14 protein-coding genes are annotated in these 16,919 nt (G+C 67.0%); 5 read left to right on the top strand and 9 right to left on the bottom strand.

The window, feature by feature from the left end; translation table 11 throughout:
* Positions 1-29: 29 nt before the first annotated feature.
* From H7F51_RS13210 to exbB, 7 genes are read right to left on the bottom strand one after another with little or no spacing between them, the layout of a single operon-like run.
* The gene (locus H7F51_RS13210; protein ID WP_185664785.1) at positions 30-353 is read right to left on the bottom strand and encodes a PepSY domain-containing protein; all 324 of its coding nucleotides are present in this window, start codon (positions 351-353) and stop codon (positions 30-32) included.
* 1 nt (position 354) lies between these two features.
* Complete coding sequence (locus H7F51_RS13215; RefSeq protein WP_185664786.1) at positions 355-954, bottom strand: ferric reductase-like transmembrane domain-containing protein; 600 nt, start codon at positions 952-954, stop codon at positions 355-357.
* Positions 955-980: 26 nt separating this feature from the next.
* Positions 981-1,664 (bottom strand): Fe2+-dependent dioxygenase, encoded by a 684-nt coding sequence (locus tag H7F51_RS13220; protein ID WP_185664787.1) that lies wholly within the window; start codon positions 1,662-1,664, stop codon positions 981-983.
* 31 nt (positions 1,665-1,695) lie between these two features.
* Positions 1,696-4,176 (bottom strand): TonB-dependent receptor, encoded by a 2,481-nt coding sequence (locus H7F51_RS13225; protein WP_185664788.1) that lies wholly within the window; start codon positions 4,174-4,176, stop codon positions 1,696-1,698.
* 14 nt (positions 4,177-4,190) lie between these two features.
* Positions 4,191-4,940 carry an energy transducer TonB gene (locus H7F51_RS13230; protein WP_185664789.1) on the bottom strand — a complete coding sequence of 250 codons (750 nt, stop codon included), beginning with the start codon at positions 4,938-4,940 and terminating at the stop codon, positions 4,191-4,193.
* Positions 4,937-5,362: a TonB system transport protein ExbD gene (gene exbD, locus H7F51_RS13235; RefSeq protein WP_185664790.1), complete on the bottom strand. Its 426-nt coding sequence runs from the start codon at positions 5,360-5,362 to the stop codon at positions 4,937-4,939. The genes H7F51_RS13230 and exbD overlap by 4 nt, the downstream gene beginning before the upstream one ends.
* Before the next feature lie 3 nt (positions 5,363-5,365).
* Positions 5,366-6,205 (bottom strand): tonB-system energizer ExbB, encoded by an 840-nt coding sequence (gene exbB, locus H7F51_RS13240; protein ID WP_221774141.1) that lies wholly within the window; start codon positions 6,203-6,205, stop codon positions 5,366-5,368.
* Between the two features lie 264 nt (positions 6,206-6,469).
* On the opposite strand from exbB, the gene H7F51_RS13245 reads away from it, so the two are divergent.
* The 4 genes from H7F51_RS13245 (at position 6,470) to H7F51_RS13260 (ending at position 10,889) form a co-directional block, all read left to right on the top strand.
* Positions 6,470-7,693, top strand: a complete 1,224-nt coding sequence (locus H7F51_RS13245) for an NADP-dependent isocitrate dehydrogenase (protein WP_185664791.1) — start codon at positions 6,470-6,472, stop codon at positions 7,691-7,693.
* A complete protein-coding gene (locus tag H7F51_RS13250; protein ID WP_221774142.1) occupies positions 7,693-8,367 on the top strand; it encodes a hypothetical protein in 675 nt (224 codons plus the stop codon). The genes H7F51_RS13245 and H7F51_RS13250 overlap by 1 nt, the downstream gene beginning before the upstream one ends.
* Before the next feature lie 69 nt (positions 8,368-8,436).
* Entirely contained in the window at positions 8,437-10,215 is a 1,779-nt protein-coding gene (locus H7F51_RS13255; protein ID WP_185664793.1) for a cation:proton antiporter domain-containing protein, read from the top strand.
* 26 nt (positions 10,216-10,241) lie between these two features.
* Positions 10,242-10,889, top strand: a complete 648-nt coding sequence (locus tag H7F51_RS13260; protein WP_185664794.1) for a hypothetical protein — start codon at positions 10,242-10,244, stop codon at positions 10,887-10,889.
* Here the strand turns inward: H7F51_RS13260 and alaS are convergent, their stop codons facing one another.
* Both alaS and H7F51_RS13270 read right to left on the bottom strand, forming a co-directional pair.
* Positions 10,890-13,538, bottom strand: coding sequence for an alanine--tRNA ligase (alaS, locus tag H7F51_RS13265; protein ID WP_185664795.1), 2,649 nt, complete (start codon positions 13,536-13,538; stop codon positions 10,890-10,892).
* A 124-nt stretch (positions 13,539-13,662) separates the two neighbouring features.
* Positions 13,663-14,634, bottom strand: a complete 972-nt coding sequence (locus tag H7F51_RS13270) for a diacylglycerol/lipid kinase family protein (protein ID WP_185664796.1) — start codon at positions 14,632-14,634, stop codon at positions 13,663-13,665.
* Positions 14,635-14,767: 133 nt separating this feature from the next.
* Between H7F51_RS13270 and H7F51_RS13275 the strand changes: the two genes are divergently transcribed.
* Positions 14,768-16,828: an elongation factor G gene (locus H7F51_RS13275; RefSeq protein WP_185664797.1), complete on the top strand. Its 2,061-nt coding sequence runs from the start codon at positions 14,768-14,770 to the stop codon at positions 16,826-16,828.
* Positions 16,829-16,919 lie beyond the last annotated feature (91 nt).

Raw genomic sequence — 16,919 nt, forward strand, 5'->3', positions numbered from 1 at the left:
CCTACGGGCCCTTTCCCCAAGGTCCGTATTTAGCCGGCGAAACCCTTGGCGCGGAACACTTCCCTGCCGCGGCGGAAAACCACCAGCTTCTGCAGGGTAACCGGGTGGAAGAAGGCTTCGAGGACCTGCCCCGCTTCGTCGCGGGCGTAGACCTCGTAGCAATCGCCTTCGACCTGGGCCTTCACCACGGTCCAGTTTTCGAGCCAGGCCTTTTTCTTCAGCTCTCCCATCGGGCGCCACGCGGAGGAGGGTCCGCCGTTGCACTTGACGTCACCGTCGGCCAGCGCAGGCGAGGAAAGGGCGAGCGCGGCGCCTGCGGTTGCGGCGGCAGCGACGAGGCGGAAGGTCTTCATTTCAGGCTCCCTGAGCAATCGTGGATCGAATGGCGCGGGAGCGGCCGCGACGCCACCCCCGAAGGCCCCAGGCAATTATCAGCGGGGCGAAATGAATGGCCGCTGGCTGCCATTTCCAGTCCAGCAGTATCCAGTGGGCAAGGCCGAGCGCGAAGGCCGCATAGACCAGCCGCTGGACCCGCTTCCAGCTGCGGCCCAGCCCGCGCATCGCGGCATCGTAGCTGATCGCGGCGGGCGGTAGCAGCAGCAGGAAGGCCAGCCAGCCGGTCCATATGCCCGGCAATTCCAGTTCCTCGATCATCGGCCGCAGGGCGCCAACGTCGGTCGCGTAAGTGGCAAGGTGCAGCAGGCCGTAGCCGAAGGAGGCCAGCCCGAACCAGCGGCGCGCGACCAGCCAGCCGCGCAGCAGGCGGCCCGCGCCAAAAGCCGCCACCAGGGGACCGGGCAGCATGGCAAGAATCATGAGCCGCACGGCCAGTTCACCGGTCGGACGCAGCAGGTCCATCGGCAGCGCTGTGCCATCGACCAGCCCCGCCAGCCACCAGATGCCCGGCACCGCCAGGAGCGTCCAGACCGCGATGCGAATGGCAATGGACCTCATGGCCGCGTTGTTCCTGGCCCCCCTGTTCACGGCCGGGCCCAGCGCCGCAGGAGATTGTGATAGACGTGGATCAGCCGGTCGATGTCGGCGTCGTCGTCGGCCCTGCCAGCCGAGAGCGCCTGGATCGACTGGTCGAGATCGAACAGCATGTCGCGCGCGGCGACATCGGCCACGGCGCTTTGCATCCAGGTGATCGCGCAGACCCGCTCGCCCCGCGTCACCGGCGTTACCTGGTGCAGGCTCGACGAGGAATAGAGCACCATGTCCCCGGCGGCGAGCTTGACCGCCTGGCCGCCGAACTCCGTTTCAATCACCAGTTCGCCGCCGTCGTAGTCATCCGGCTGCGACAGAAACAGGGTCGCGGAAAGGTCGCTGCGGATGGTTGGCCCGCCATCGGGCAGGCGCATCAGCGCGGAATCGACGTGAGTGCCGTAGTGCCCGCCATCGCGGTAGAGATTGAATACGGGCGGCCAGATCGTCTCGGCCAGCGAGGCCGACTGGAACAGCGGGTTGCGCCCCAGCTTGCCGAGGATGGCATTGCCCAGCTCCCGGCCGACCGGGCAAGCCCGGTCGACCTGGAGGTTCTGCTTCACGGCGATGGAGCGCGAACCCGCGCTCTGCGCCCCATCGACCCAGAGGGCCGCGCCAAGCCGTTCGCGCATCTGCCGGATTTCCCCGGCATCGAGCACCTTCTCGATCACGATCAGCATGGCACGGTTTTTCCCTTTTCGCTCAGCCGGCTCAGAACTTGCCGCTGAGGGTCACCTTGACGCTGCGACGATCGCCCAGGTAGGCGAAGCCGCCCGAGCGGTAGGCTGCGGTGTAGTAGAGCTTGTCACCGAGGTTAAGCCCGTTGACCCGCACGGTCAGGTGGTTGTTCACCTTGTAGCTGATGAAACCGCCGAAGGTCGCATAGGCCGGGATGCGGATCGAATACTGGCCGAAATAAGCGCTGCCCACTGTGGTAACATAGGCCGCAGCGGTGTCGGGCTGACCGCCATACATCTCGCTCTTCCAGGTGACGTTGCCGCCGATGGCAAGGCGATCGGTCAACTGGTAGCGGAGCTGGGCATCCACACCATTGTTGGCGAAGTTGGCGAGCCGCTTGCCCACGTTGGTCGCACCGGCCGCAAGCTGGGGCGCAAGCAGCCCGGGATTGAGCGACTCCAGCACCCTGGACGTAGCGAACGACGCCGAAATCTGCCCTGAAAGACGCTCGGTGAGGTTCCCGGCGAGGCCCAGTTCGACCCCGCGAACCCGGAACTTGCCCGAGTTGAGCCCGCCATTGATCGAATAGGAATCCGCGCTCAACCCCTCCATCACGTCGCGCTTGACGGTTTGGAACAAGGCAGCCGTAAGCAGCAGGCGGCTGTCGAACAGTTCCCACTTGGTGCCCAGTTCAAAATTGTTCGAACGTTCGGGCTTGGCGCTGTAGACGACCTGGCCGGTAACCGGATCGACCACGCTGCACAGCCCGCCATAACCGCAATTGGTGCCAATGTCGGATTCGCCGCCGTTGATGTCGGCTGCCGTGGACCATGCGAAATAGACCGTGCCGTTCGAACGCGGCTTGAGCGTGACCCCGGCGTTGAAGCCCCACAAGACGTCGTTGTAGTCGTAACGCGGACCGGCGGCTGTGCCGTTGACCGAGAAGGTGTTGGTCAACAGGCGATAGTCGAAGGCATCGAAACGCGCGCCGCCGCTGACGTTCAGCCAATCCGCGACGTCGATCGAGTCCATGACGTAGCCGCCCAGAGTCTGGACCTGCCAGATCGTGGCCGGATCGGTGTTGCGGACAAGGCTGGTCCGACCAAGCAGCGACGCGGAATTGGCCAGCAGGTTGCCCTTGCCATCAGTGACACAATAAGCGTTGAGCGCCGTGCCCGTGCCGTTGATGCAATTGTAGGCGCCGGTAATGGCATAGGAATAGCCGCTGGCCACTGCCGTAGTCGCCGCTGCGCCCTGCGTCGTGGTCAGCTGGCCGAAGCGGTTCTGGACGTTGTAGGTCGTGAATTCGACGCCTGCCACCAGATCGTGCTTCAGCCCGCCGGTCTCGAATTCACCGAGGATGTTGAGGCGGTCGGCAAAGAATTCGATCTTCTGCCAGCCTGCGCGCGAGGCGCTGATGCGGTAGTCCACCGCACCGGGCGCAACCGGATCGCTGGCACCGCGCGTGAAGCGAGTGATCGCGGTATTGAGATAACCGTTGTCGATCCGGCCGTAGCGGGCCGCGTTTTCGATCACGAAGCCATCAAACGGCTCGATCCGCAGCTTGCCGGTGACGACGTTGACCGAGGCGTTCTGGAAGTCTGCCTTCTGCGTATAGGCCGGGATGTCATAGTACGGCTGGCCGCCGGCGGTGACATTGGCGATCGCCTGGCCCAGATCCTGCCGGTCGCGCACGGTCAGGTGGTAGTAGTCGAGGCTGGCGGTCACGCTGTCCGAAATCTGGCCCTTAAGTGCAAGGGCCGCGCCGAAGCGGCGGCGGCGGGCTTCGCCGCGTTCGGGCAGGTATTCGCTGTTGAACAGCAGGTTGGCGCGCACCGCCAGCTTGTCCGACAGGGCAAGGTTGCTGTCGACCGTGGCGCGAACCGCATCGGCGTTGCCGACAGTCAGGTCCACCGCGTTGAAGCTGTAGTCGGTCGAAGCCTGCTTGGTGATCGCATTGACCGAACCGCCCGAGGCACCGCGCCCGGCGAAGGTCGCGCTGGGGCCCTTGGTGATTTCAAGCTGCTCGATGGCGAAGGTCTCGCGCGATTGCAGGCCCGGATCGCGCAGGCCGTCGACGAAGACGTCGCTCTTCATTTCCTGGCCGCGAATGATGTAGCGATCGCCGAAGGCGTTGCCGTTTTCGCCGGTGCCCAAGGTGATGCCCGGCTGCGAGGCCAGCACGGTGCGCAGGTCCGAACGGCCCGATTCCTGGAGCTGGGTCTGGGTCAGGACGGTGATCGTGGCCGGGGTTTCGGCTAACGGCTTGACCCGGCGATCGTCACCCGAAACGCGGGCCTTATAGGGCGCGCCCTTCTGGGTATAGGGATTCACGTCGGCGGCCTTGTCCTCGATCTTGAGCGTTTCGAGCTGAACCTCGCCGTCCTCGGCCGGCTGGGCTTGCTGCGCGAGGGCCGGTGCTGCCGCGCCGATCGCGGCAATGCCCATCGCGGCAGCCGCGGCGCGCTGGCGCAGCGAAACAGGCCGGAGAACCCCCGGTTGAACGTTCTTCATCTTGGTAAACCCCTTCAGTCGGTACGAAGCGAATAGTCGATTGGCAGGGAGAGGGTGACGTTCTCTCGCTGGATCGATGCGGGAATCCTGGGATAGGGCGCGACCCGGCGGACGAGGTCGAGCGTCGCCTGGTCGAGCACGTCGTGGCCGGAGCCGCGCTTGAGTGCGACAGCCGAAACGCCGCCCTGCCGGTCAAGCGTGAAGCGCACGGTCACCACGCCCTGCTCGCGCGCCTTCTTGGCCTCGGCGGGATAGGTCTTGCGGCGGTTGAGATAGGCGCTGACCTGCGCGAAATAGTCCATCTCGCGCTGCTTGGCGCGCGGATCGTCGCTGCCGGGGCTGACCGTCGGCCCGGCCGCGACTGCGCGGATGGCCGGGGCCGCGGGGGCGGCTGGAACGGGTGCCGGAGCCGGCGCCGCCTGCACCGCAACCGCTTGCGGCCGGGACGGCGAAACGGCCACGACCTCGCGCGGGAGCGGCGCGGCGACCGGCGGGATGTCCATGCGCGGCGCGGGCACGTCGGGCGTGACCGGTTGAACTTGCTGCGGCTGAACCGGCGCGGGCGCATCGGCAGCGGCGGGATTGGGCGCCATGGCCGGGGGCAGTTCGATTTCCATCACCGGCTCGGGCAGCGGCGGCGCCTTCGGCACGGCCCAGGCCAGAACCAGCCCGAGTGCGGCCACATGGGCACCAAGGGCCACCGCTCCGGCACCCGACCACAGGCGCAGTTCGGGGTTGGGCGCGATGCTGGCAGCCGCCGTCATGCTCCCGCGCTCCCGTCCTGCCCGACCAGCGCCACCTTGAGGTAACCGGCGCCGCGCAGTTGGTTCATCGCCGCCATGATCGTGTCATAGGTGACCGCCTTGTCGGCACGCAGGAACACGCGCTGCTCGCGGTCTCCGCCGGTCGCGGCGGCAATCGCCGCGCCGATCCCGCCCTCGGGCACGGCGTTCTCACCGACCAGCATCTGTCCATCGGCCTTGATCGAGAGGAACACCGGCTTGTCCGGCTTGGCGGCGGGCCTCGCCGTGGAGACCGGCAGGTCGACCTTGACGTCGACTGTCGCCAGCGGCGCGGCCACCATGAAGATGATCAGCAGCACCAGCATCACGTCGATGAACGGGGTGACGTTGATCTCATGGTTGACCGGGAGATCGTCGGCGCTGTCGCTCAGGCGGATCGCCATGGCTCAGGCCGCCTTGCGCACGGGGGCCGTGCCCCGGCTGAGATCGCGCGAAACCAGCCTCAGGAGCGCGGCCGAAGTATCGGCGATGGCCGCGCGGTGTGCTGCGATCTGGCGGCTGAAATGGTTGTAGATGACCACGGCCGGGATCGCCGCGACGAGGCCGGTCGCCGTCGCCAGCAGCGCCTCGGCGATGCCGGGGGCAACCACGGCGAGATTGGTGGTCTGCTTTTCGGCAATGCCGACAAACGAGTTCATGATGCCCCAGACCGTGCCGAACAGGCCCACGAAAGGCGCCGTGGCCCCGATCGTCGCCAGCACGTTGACCCCGGCGGTCAGACGCCGCGCTTCGGCCGCCTCGAAGCGCTCGAAGCGCGATACCACGCGCTCCTTGATCCCCTCGCCGTCGCCCAGGGCATCAGCGGAAAGATCAAGCTCGGCCTGGGCCTCACGCACCAGCGGATGGTCGGCCAGCGCGCCCTGCCCGCGTGCCTCGCCCAGCGAACGCAGGGCCGAGACCGCCGCGGTCACCTCGCGCTGCACCGCACCGAGGCGGCGCAGCTGGGCGGACTTCGCGAAGAACACGGTCCAGGTGGCGACGGAGGCCAGGAGCAGCCCGATCATCACCAGCTTCACGATCCAGTCGGCCTGGAGGAACATGCCGCCGACAGACAGGCTGTGCGGGATCGCGCCAACCGGCGAGGCGGAGGCAGGAACGGACAGGGGCAGCAGCGCGAAGCCGGCAAGGCTACCTGCGAGCCGGGCCGCGAGCTTGCGGCCGCCCTTGGCGACTTCCACGGCGGCCGGAAGGAAATTGCCGGCGCTGCTCACTTCTGCACTGCTCACGAGACCCCCTGACAAGGCTGTTGCGAATCACTCGCATGTCGTTGTTGCGATTCACTCGCAGAAAGATCGCCTTGTTGCAACTCATTCTCAATTGCGACCTTGATCCCGATCAAATTTCCACCGACCGGATGCGAGAGATGCCCCCAATGGCGTAATTCGACGGATTTCCTCGCGCCGCGCGCCTATGCATAAGCGGGGCTCGGGTTGCGGTGAGCGGTTTCCCTGCTAAGGGGCATGCGACTCTCACTCCCGGGAAGGACGGCAATGGCCAAGATCAAGGTAGCGAACCCCATCGTCGAGATGGACGGCGATGAAATGACCCGCATCATCTGGCAGTGGATCCGCGAAAAGCTGATCCTGCCCTACCTCGATGTGGACCTGAAGTATTACGACCTCTCGGTCGAGAAGCGCGACGAGACAGGCGACCAGATCACGGTCGACGCGGCCAATGCCACGAAGCAGTACGGCGTCGCGGTCAAGTGCGCCACGATCACGCCCGACGAAGCGCGCGTGACCGAATTCAACCTCAAGGAAATGTGGAAGTCGCCCAACGGCACGATCCGCAACATCATCGGCGGCGTGGTCTTCCGCGAACCGATCGTGATTTCCAACGTTCCCCGCCTGGTGCCGGGCTGGACCGACCCGATCGTGGTCGGCCGCCACGCCTTCGGCGACCAGTACCGCGCGACCGACTTCCTCGTCCCCGGCCCCGGCAAGCTGCGCCTCGTGTTCGAGGGTGACGATGGCCAGGTGATCGACCGCGAGGTCTTCAAGTTCCCCGCCGCCGGCGTTGCCATGTCGATGTACAACCTCGACGAATCGATCCGCGACTTCGCGCGCGCCTCGTTCAACTACGGCATCAACCTTGGCTGGCCGGTTTACCTGTCGACCAAGAACACCATCATCAAGGCCTATGACGGCCGCTTCAAGGACCTGTTCCAGGAAGTCTTCGAGACCGAAGGCTTCAAGGAAAAGTTCGCCGAGAAGGGCATCGTCTACGAACACCGCCTGATCGACGACATGGTCGCCTCGGCGCTCAAGTGGTCGGGCAAGTTCGTCTGGGCCTGCAAGAACTACGACGGTGACGTCCAGTCCGACGTCGTCGCCCAGGGCTTCGGCTCGCTCGGCCTGATGACCTCGGTGCTGATGGCGCCCGACGGCAAGACCATCGAGGCCGAAGCCGCTCACGGCACCGTGACCCGTCACTATCGCCAGCACCAGCAGGGCAAGGCGACCAGCACCAACCCGATCGCCTCGATCTTCGCTTGGACGCGCGGCCTGGCCTATCGCGGCAAGTTCGACGGTACGCCCGAAGTGATCAAGTTCGCCGAAACGCTCGAGCGCATCTGCATCGAGACCGTGGAGAGCGGCAAGATGACCAAGGACCTCGCGATCCTGATCGGCCCCGACCAGTCGTGGCTAACCACTGAGGGCTTCTTCCAGGCCATCGTCGAGAACCTCGAAGCCGAAATGGCAACCTGGGGCTGATGCTTATGCAAACACGGTGGCTGCGCTGGATACCGGTCGCCGCCACCGTGCTTGCCCTGTTGCCGATCCACGCACCGGCACTGCTCTTCTTTCCCTACAAGGCCGAGGCGCACGGCATCACGGTGCGCTCGGAAGATCCGCTCCCGCCAGAAAAGCTGGAACCGATCCTCGCCGCGGCCCAGGCCCGCGTGCAGACCAGCACCATCGCGAAGCACCCGGTCCAGCAGCACTCGATCTACCTCACCCGCGGCGGCTGGCGCTGGAACTGGCTGGCCATGGGCAGCACCGAGACCTTCGCGGTCACGCGGATGTTCACCGAGAACACCATCGTCAACCGTAACGACCTGGCCCGCGACCTAGTCTATTCGCGCCGCGCGATCGGCCACCAGCGTGCGCTCTCGGTCGACATCGCCCACGAGATGACGCACTCGATGCTCCGCAACCACTTCGGCATCTGGAAGACGGTGACCGCGCCGTCATGGGTAATCGAGGGCTATGCGGACTATGTTGCCGGCTCGAGCACGCTGACCCCGGCCGAAGCCGAGAAGCTCCACGCAGCCTTCATCGACCATCCCACGATCCGCAATTTCCACGCCCGCCTGCGCGTGGCCACGATCCTCGCCCGCAACGGCACATCGGTCGACCGGCTGTTCACGGACGCTCGCGCGCATTGAGCCCGCGCGCAGTGTCGGAGAGACGTGATCGCGGGTGACAGGCCGAGCCGCCTCGCCTAGCCTTGCGCCATGTCCGCCGATCTCCTGCATAATCCCGCCCTGTCCGATGCACTTGTGGTTCTGGGCGCGGCCGGCCTTGTCATCCCGGTTTTCGCCCGCTTCCGCATCACCCCGGTAATCGGCTTCATCCTCGTCGGCATCCTCGCCGGCCCGTTTGGCCTCGGCAGCCTCGTTCCGCGTTATCCCTGGCTCTATCACATCACGATCAGCGATCCGGCTGGGCTCGATCCCTTCGCCGAATTCGGCATCGTCATGCTGCTGTTCTCGGTCGGGCTCGAACTCTCGTTCGCCAGGCTGTGGGCGATGCGCCGGCAGGTCTTCGGGCTCGGCTCGTCGGAACTGATCGGCGGCGCCGCGCTGATCGCGATCGGGCTTGTCGTGCTCGGCAATTCCTGGACCACGGCGCTTTCGCTCGGGCTCGCCCTCGCCCTCTCGTCAACCGCGCTGGTGCTCAAGATCTCCGATCCGGCAACGCCGGTCGGCCGGGCGGCGCTGGCCATGCTGCTGTTCGAGGACATCGCGCTCGTCCCGATCATTTTCCTGCTCGGCGCGATGGGCCGGGGCGACGGGGCGCAGGACAGTTCCGCCCTGCTCCGCACGCTCGGCTTCGGCGTGGTTGCGATCGTTGCCCTGCTGGTGCTTGGCCGCCTGCTCCTGCCGCGCCTCTTCGCCCAGGCGGCCCGCACCAAAAGCCCGGAACTGTTCCTGTCCGCCAGCCTGCTGGTGGTGATCATCGCCGCGCTGGTCACCGCCTCGGTCGGGCTCTCCCCTATCGTCGGCGCCCTGATCGCCGGGCTCCTGATTGCCGAGACCGACTATCACACCGAGGTCGAGGGCATTACCGAGCCGTTCAAGGGCCTGGCCCTCGGGGTCTTTCTGATCACCGTTGGCATGGGCCTCAACCTCCCGCTGATCTGGGACCGGCTCATCCCGGTCGTGATGGCCGTCGCCCTCGTCCTCATCGTCAAGGCCGGTATCACCGCGCTCCTCCTGCGCCTGTCCGGCGCGCGCGCCGGCACGTCGGCCGAGGCCGGCATCCTCCTTGCCAGTCCTTCGGAAACCACCCTGATCGTGCTCGCCGCCGCCGTCAGTGCCGGCCTGATCCACCGCGACGCGGCGCAGTTCTGGCAGGCGGTGACGGCAATCGGTCTCACCGTCACGCCCATTCTCGCCATTGCCGGGCGCTGGCTCGCCCGCCGGGTCGACCGTGCCACGACGCACCACCATGTCGAACCCGACGAAAACGATCCGCGCGCCTTCATCATCGGCTTCGGCCGCGTCGGCCGCCTCGTGGCCGACATGCTGCGCGAGCATGGCAAGCCGTATATCGCGGTCGACAGCGATGCCGACATTGTCGCCGCAGGGCGCCGCGACGGTTATTCGATCGCCTTTGCCGACGCCTCGCGCGGGCCGGCGCTGGCCCGCCTCGGCATTGCCCAGGCCACGGCGATGATCCTCACCATGGACGAACCGCGCGGGCTGCTGCGCCTGTGCCGCCGCCTGCGCGCCGAACACCCCGACCTGCCGATCATCGCCCGCGCCCGCGATGCCAGCCACGCCGCCGAACTTTATCGCGCAGGGGCCAGCCACGCCGTGCCGGAAACGCTGGAAAGCTCGCTGCAGCTGTCAGAGGCCGTGCTGGTCGATCTCGGCGTGCCGATGGGCTTCGTCATCGCCTCGATCCACGAAAAGCGCGACCATTTCCGCCAGCAGATCATGGACGAGGGCGAACTGGCGGTGAAGCCCAAGCTCAAGAGCGCCCACCTCAGGGAACGCGCGCCAAGCTGAAGACTTGGCTTTCCGAAAGGATGCCGATGATCAGCCGCACCGCCCTCACCCTGCTCGCAGCAGCCGGCCTCGCTGCCTGCTCGCGGCAACCTGCCCCGGAGCCAGTCGCCACTTCCTCGCCGGAGAGCATCGGGGAAACCGCGGAGAGCAGTGCGCCGCCCCCATCCGCCACGCCAACGGCTGCACCGGCCCCCGCTCCGGCGGCGAGCCAGCTGATCCTGCGGGAATGGCGCAAGGCCGAAAACCGCCACGGCTGCGCCCCGCTGGCCTTGCCGAGGATCGGTAGTCGTCGCGCCACCCCGCGCCGCGCCGCATTCTCCGGCGGCTGGGCCGTGGCCTGGGACGAGCCCGGACTACGCAGCGCTTTCGGAATTGCCGGCGCCGGGCTGATCGGAATGGACGACGCCCCGCCCGGCGAACAGCGCGCCCGCCTTGCCCGGCAATGGCCCCTGTTCCGCGAACTGGAGCAACTGCCCAGTCCCTCCTTCGCCGGCTACGGCATCGAGGGCGCGGGCGCCTATCCTGACGACAATCCCGAAGGCAAGGGCCTCAATTCCCTCGCCTATGTCCGCGTCGGCGGCCAGACCTGCACATACAATATCTGGAGCCGCCTCGGCCGGGCCCACCTCGAATACCTGCTCGAGAACCTGACGATGCTCGAACCAGCGCGGTGATCACCCGGCGAGAACGGCCCTCACGGCCGCGATAGCATCGGCCGCCTTTTCGCCGTCCGGACCGCCGCCCTGGGCCATGTCCGGCCGGCCGCCGCCGCCCTTGCCGCCGAGTGCTTCCACACCCGCGCGCACGAGGTCGACCGCGCTGACCTTGCCGGCGAGATCCTCGGTCACGGCCGCCGCGATCGAGGCCTTGCCCTCGTTGACCGCGACGATCGCCGCAACGCCCGAACCCATCCGCTGCTTGGCCTGATCGAGCAGGCCGCGCAGTTCCTTGGGGTCAAGCCCGTCAAGCACCTGGCCCGAGAACTTCACGCCGCCGACGTCCTCGTCAGCCGCCTCGCCCTTGGCCCCGCCGCCGCCGAGCGCCAGCGCCTTCTTCGCCTCGGCCAATTCGCGCTCCAGCTTGCGCCGCTCGTCGAGCAGAGCCGCAACGCGCGTCTCGACATCGTCAGGCGTCGTGCGCAGCAGGCCGGCAGTGGCCTTGAGCGCATCCTCGCGGCTCACCAGCCATTCGCGGGCGCCCTCGCCGGTCAGCGCTTCGATCCGCCGCACGCCGGAAGAAACCGCGCTTTCCGAGACGATGCGGAACAGGCCGATATCGCCGGTGGCGCGCACGTGCGTACCGCCGCACAGCTCGACCGAATAAGACTTCGCCCCGTCCTGCCGCCCCATCGAGAGCACGCGGACCTCGTCGCCATACTTCTCGCCGAACAGGGCCATGGCCCCGGCGGCAATGGCGTCGTCCGGCGTCATCAACCGGGTCGACACCGCCTCGTTGGCGCGGATCTCGGCGTTCACTTCGGCCTCGATCGCGGCAATGTCCTCAGCCGTGAGCGCTGTGGGCTGCGAGAAATCGAAACGCAGGCGATCGGCCGCGACCAACGAGCCCTTCTGGGTCACGTGGGCACCGAGACGCCGACGCAGCGCCTCGTGCAGCAAGTGCGTGGCCGAGTGGTTGGCCCGGATCGCATCGCGCCGCTCGACATCGATGTCGAGCTTGACCACGTCGCCCACGGCAAGGCTGCCCGCCGCGACCGTGCCGTTGTGAGCGTGCAGCCGCCCGAGCGGCTTGGCCGTATCGGCCACGGCAATCCGCAGGCCGTTCGCCCCGGTAATGGTCCCGGCATCGCCGGTCTGGCCGCCGCTTTCGCCATAGAACGGGGTCTGGTTGACGATCACCGTAACCGCGTCCCCGGCGGTCACGGACGAAACTTCCTGCCCGTCCTTGACCAGCGCGACGACCTGCGCCTCGCCGGTCGTGGCGGTGTAGCCGGTGAACTCGGTCGCGCCGACGCGCTCGGCAATGTCGAACCACACCTCGCCCGCGGCAGCCTCGCCCGAACCCTTCCAGGCCGCGCGCGCCGCCGCCTTCTGCAGCGCCATCGAGCTGTCAAAGCCGGCCCGATCGACGCTAATCCCGCGGGCGCGCAGGGCATCCTCGGTCAGGTCATAGGGGAAGCCGAAAGTGTCGTAGAGCTTGAACGCGGTCTCGCCGGGCAGTTCGCCGCCCTCGCCGAGGCCGGCAGTCGCCTCGTCGAGCAGCTTGAGGCCGTTCGCCAGGGTGCGACGGAACTGCACTTCCTCGCGCTGCAGGGTTTCTTCGATCAGCGGCTGGGCCCGGCCCAGTTCGGGATAGGCCTGCCCCATTTCGACCACCAGCGAGGGCACCAGCCGATGCATCAGGGGCTCCTTGGCGCCGAGCAGGTGAGCATGGCGCATGGCGCGGCGCATGATCCGGCGCAGCACATAGCCGCGCCCTTCGTTCGAAGGCAGCACGCCGTCAGCCAGCAGGAACGAGGTCGAGCGCAGGTGATCGGCGATAACACGGTGGCTGGCAGTGTTCTCGCCCTCGGCCTTCACCCCGGTGAGGTTTTCCGAGGCGGCGATCAGGGCGCGGAAGGTGTCGGTGTCGTAATTGTCATGCTCGCCCTGCATCACGGCCGCGATGCGCTCCAGCCCCATGCCGGTGTCGATGCTGGGCTTGGGCAGGTTGCCGGTGATTTCCCCGGCGGTCTGCTCGAACTGCATGAACACGAGGTTCCAGATCTCGATGAACCGGTCCCCGTCCTCGTCCTTAGAGCCCGGCGGGCCGCCCCAGATGTCCGGCCCATGGTCGAAAAAGATTTCCGAGCACGGCCCGCACGGGCCATCGTCGCCCATCGCCCAGAAGTTGTCCTTGGTCGCGATGCGGATGATCCGCTCTTCCGGCAGGCCCGCGATCTTCTGCCACAAGGCAAAGGCCTCGTCGTCGGTGTGATAGACCGTGGCCAGGAGCTTGTCCTTAGGCAGGCCCCATTCCTTGGTCAGCAGGGTCCAGGCGTGAGTGATCGCCTGTTCCTTGAAATAGTCGCCGAACGAGAAATTGCCGAGCATCTCGAAGAACGTGTGGTGCCGCGCGGTGTAGCCCACGTTATCGAGATCGTTGTGCTTGCCCCCGGCGCGAACGCACTTCTGCGAAGATGTCGCCCGCGGCGTCGAACGCGTCTCAAGCCCGGTGAACACGTTCTTGAACGGCACCATCCCCGCGTTGGTAAACATCAGGGTGGGATCGTTGTAGGGAACAAGCGGCGCAGACGGCACCACCTCGTGCCCTTGCGAGCCGAAGTAATCGAGGAAGGACCGGCGGATTTCGTTGGTCGTGCTCATGCCCGAGCCGATAGAGAACCGATGCGCGCCGGACAAGCGCGAAGGCGCAATTGCTGTCATCGGATGTGCAATAACGATGCAGGTCTTGCGCTCGCCTTGCACCGGCGATGCAGTCGCCGTGCATTCAGGCTGGCGGCGAAGCCGGAACCAAAACCTGGAGAGCGGCCGGCAATATGCTGATTTTCAGCGGAAACTGCAACCGCACCAACTCCCCGTCGAGCGCCACGCGGCGGCGGTGGTAACCATAGACGGTCAGCACCTCAACATCCTCGATAGCGGCGAAATCCCGCTCCGCATCGGCCTTTCCGGCGATCAGCCGCAGCGCCATGCCGAGCAGTTCGGCCCGGCTGACCGGGGCCACGGCCGCCATGGCAAGCACCCCATCGCTCAGACTCGCCCGCCGCCCGAGCCGCCCGGCATCGAGCGAAAAGCGGTTGTTGCCAACGAACAGGAGCGGGCTTTCCACGCGATGCTCGGCCCCGTGATGCTCGATCCGGAACGTTTCGGCACCGCTCGAACGCAAAACCCGCCAGGCCGCCGGAATACTGGCCAACCACTTGGGAAGGTCATGCTTGTCGCGCTCATGGACCAGGCTGGCATAGAGCCCGATCGAACAGTTGTTGACGAAAATCCGGTCCGCCGCACGGCCGAGGTCGATGGCCTCGGCCCTGCCCGTAGCCACGACCCGCGCCGCGCCCTCCAGATCGCCCGGAATGCCCAGGTCGCGCGCCAGGTGATTGCGCGTACCCAGCGGCAGGATCGCCATGCGCCGGCCGGTACCGGCCAGTTTTCCGGCCGCCGCGCCAAGCGTTCCATCGCCGCCGCCCACAACAATCAGCGGATCATCGCAGCGGCTGATCATTTCGCTGACGAGTTCGGGTTGGGTAAGCTCGATCCGCACGGCCACGCCAGCGGCAGCGAATGCGTCGCGCAAGGCCGCTTCCAGCCCGTCCCCCAGCCGCGCCGCAGTGCCGCCCCGCCGGTTGACGATCACCGGGATAGGCCGATCTTCGACGGAAAAGCGGGATCGGGACGGCGTTTCGAGCACTTCGCCCAAATGCCCGTCAGCCGCGACCGTTCCATTACAACGCGGCAAGATTCTCCTTGCGACTCACCGGGCAGAGGCAGACGATCCGCTTCCCTGTCCCAACAAGCGCGTCCGACGCGAGCCCTGGATCAAGGGCCGGACATTTCGCGCCGACGCGCCTTCGCATGAGAGGAGGCGGATGATGGGCAATACCTCGGCACAAGGAACCACGAAGGGTAGCAGAGCCACCCGTGCTGTCGCGCTGGTCGGGCCGGCAGGCACGGGCAAGACCTCGCTGGCCGAGGCGCTGCTTTACGCCAGCGGCACGATCACGCGACAAGGCACCGTAGAGTCCGGCAATTCGGTCGGCGATGCCAGTCCGGAGGCGCGGGCCCGGGGCGGCTCGACCGAGGTGAACCTGCTTCATTTTTCCGACCATGGCGACAGCTTCGTACTGGTCGACGTTCCCGGCGCACCGGGCTTCGCCCCGGATGGGATTGCCGCCCTGCCCGCGATCGATCTTGCGGTGGTGGTGATCGACCCGGCACCGGAACGCGCGCTGCTCGCCGAACCCGTCCTGCGCCGGCTCGATGAACTCGGCGTTCCCCATGTCATCTTCGTCAACAAGATCGAGAGTGCGCGAGCCGGCGCGATCCGCGACCTTGTTGCGGAATTGCAGCCGATGAGCCGCGAGCCGCTCGCCCTGCGCCAGATCCCGATTCGCGACGGCGACCACGTTACCGGCTATGTCGACCTCGCCCTTGAGCGGGCTTACCGCTATCGTCCGGGCGCGCCGTCTGAAACGATCGAGATACCGGTCGACCTTGCGGCCCGCGAACGCGCGGACAGGTCCCGGCTTCTCGAAACCCTGGCCGATTTCGACGACGACCTGCTGGAGAAGCTGCTCTCCGACGAGGCGCCCGACCCGGCGACGGTCATGGCGGACCTCTCTGCGGATACGGCCGGAAACAAGCTTGTGCCCGTGGTATTCGGATCGGCCCTGTCGGATGGCGGGGTGCGGCGACTGCTCAAGCTGCTGCGGCATGAGACCCCGGCTCCGACGGCAGCGGCCGAGCGGGTCGGGCTTGCCTCGGGAGGGGCGTTCTACGCGTTCAAGATCGCCCATGGCGGGGCAATGGGGCGGCTCGCCCTCGGACGGGTCTTTGGCCGGACCCTGAGCGAAGGTGACGAACTGCGGATTAATGGCGCGCAGGTGCGGACTGGGTCGATCTTTTCGTTGCAGGGAGAAAAGTCGGCCAAGCAGGCGCGGGCAGAGGACGGCGACGTCGTTGCCGTGGCGCGGCTCGACGGGGCGCGGTGCGGCATGCTCCTGCCGATGGGCGGGGCCGAACTGCTGGGCAACGCCCACCTTGCCATGCCCGAGCGCAATGCCGTCCTCGCCATCACGACGCGCGACCGCAAGGATGACGTCAAGCTCTCTGCCGCGCTGCACCGGATGTGCGAGGAGGACCTGGCCCTCGAATGGAGTCAGGACGAGGCGAACCGGGAAACCCTGCTCAGGGGAATCAATGACGAGCACCTCGCCGTGGTGCTGGGACGGCTGCAACGCCGCTACGGGGTGGCGGTCGACGGGAAGGCGCCGCGGATCGGCTATCGTGAGACGATCCGGCGGGCTGCATCGCAGCGCGGGCGGCACAAGAAGCAGTCGGGCGGCCACGGGCAGTATGGCGACGTGACGCTGGAGATCCGGCCGTTGTCGCGCGGCGAAGGCTTCCGCTTTTCCGACAGGATCACCGGCGGGGTCGTGCCGAAGCAGTGGATTCCCGCAGTCGAACAGGGGGTGCGCGATGCGCTGCTGCGCGGGCCGCTGGGCTTCCCGGTGGTGGACGTCGAGGTTGTCCTGACCGATGGGTCGTACCATTCGGTCGACAGTTCGGAACTGGCGTTCCGCATCGCGGGGCGCATGGCCATGGCCGAGGCCCTTGCCCAGGCCCTGCCCTACCTGCTCGAACCGGTGACGCGCATTGCGGTCGACACGCCGGCCGGAACCGGGAGCAAGGCGGGCTCGGCGCTATCGAGCCGGCGCGGGCAGATCCTCGGCCTGTCGCCCCATCCCGACTGGGCGCGGTGGGAGCGGGTCGAGGCGCTGCTCCCCGAAGCCGGGCTGCACGGGCTCGACGCCGAACTGCGTTCACTCAGCCAGGGGCTGGCCTCCTATTCGGCCTGCTTCGACCATCTTGCCGAACTGGCGGGGCGCCAGGCCGACGAGGTGGTCAAGGCCCAGGCCGCGCTCGCGGCCTGAAGCTGGTGGTCTGAAACGCAACAACCGGCGCGAAGGGAGAGGCCTTCGCGCCGGTCATGCTTTCCGGGCATCCGCGCGGGCGGTGCCCCTT

This window comes from Novosphingobium flavum, assembly GCF_014230315.1.
Lineage (GTDB): Bacteria > Pseudomonadota > Alphaproteobacteria > Sphingomonadales > Sphingomonadaceae > Novosphingobium > Novosphingobium flavum.

What these genes read in the sequence shown, in the direction of transcription:
- H7F51_RS13210 (WP_185664785.1), bottom strand. Translation starts at nt 353, where the DNA reads ATGAAGACCTTCCGCCTCGTCGCTGCCGCCGCAACCGCAGGCGCCGCG.
- H7F51_RS13215 (WP_185664786.1), bottom strand. Translation starts at nt 954, where the DNA reads ATGAGGTCCATTGCCATTCGCATCGCGGTCTGGACGCTCCTGGCGGTG.
- H7F51_RS13220 (WP_185664787.1), bottom strand. Translation starts at nt 1,664, where the DNA reads ATGCTGATCGTGATCGAGAAGGTGCTCGATGCCGGGGAAATCCGGCAG.
- H7F51_RS13225 (WP_185664788.1), bottom strand. Translation starts at nt 4,176, where the DNA reads ATGAAGAACGTTCAACCGGGGGTTCTCCGGCCTGTTTCGCTGCGCCAG.
- H7F51_RS13230 (WP_185664789.1), bottom strand. Translation starts at nt 4,940, where the DNA reads ATGACGGCGGCTGCCAGCATCGCGCCCAACCCCGAACTGCGCCTGTGG.
- exbD (WP_185664790.1), bottom strand. Translation starts at nt 5,362, where the DNA reads ATGGCGATCCGCCTGAGCGACAGCGCCGACGATCTCCCGGTCAACCAT.
- H7F51_RS13245 (WP_185664791.1), top strand. Translation starts at nt 6,470, where the DNA reads ATGGCCAAGATCAAGGTAGCGAACCCCATCGTCGAGATGGACGGCGAT.
- H7F51_RS13250 (WP_221774142.1), top strand. Translation starts at nt 7,693, where the DNA reads ATGCTTATGCAAACACGGTGGCTGCGCTGGATACCGGTCGCCGCCACC.
- H7F51_RS13255 (WP_185664793.1), top strand. Translation starts at nt 8,437, where the DNA reads ATGTCCGCCGATCTCCTGCATAATCCCGCCCTGTCCGATGCACTTGTG.
- H7F51_RS13260 (WP_185664794.1), top strand. Translation starts at nt 10,242, where the DNA reads ATGATCAGCCGCACCGCCCTCACCCTGCTCGCAGCAGCCGGCCTCGCT.
- alaS (WP_185664795.1), bottom strand. Translation starts at nt 13,538, where the DNA reads ATGAGCACGACCAACGAAATCCGCCGGTCCTTCCTCGATTACTTCGGC.
- H7F51_RS13275 (WP_185664797.1), top strand. Translation starts at nt 14,768, where the DNA reads ATGGGCAATACCTCGGCACAAGGAACCACGAAGGGTAGCAGAGCCACC.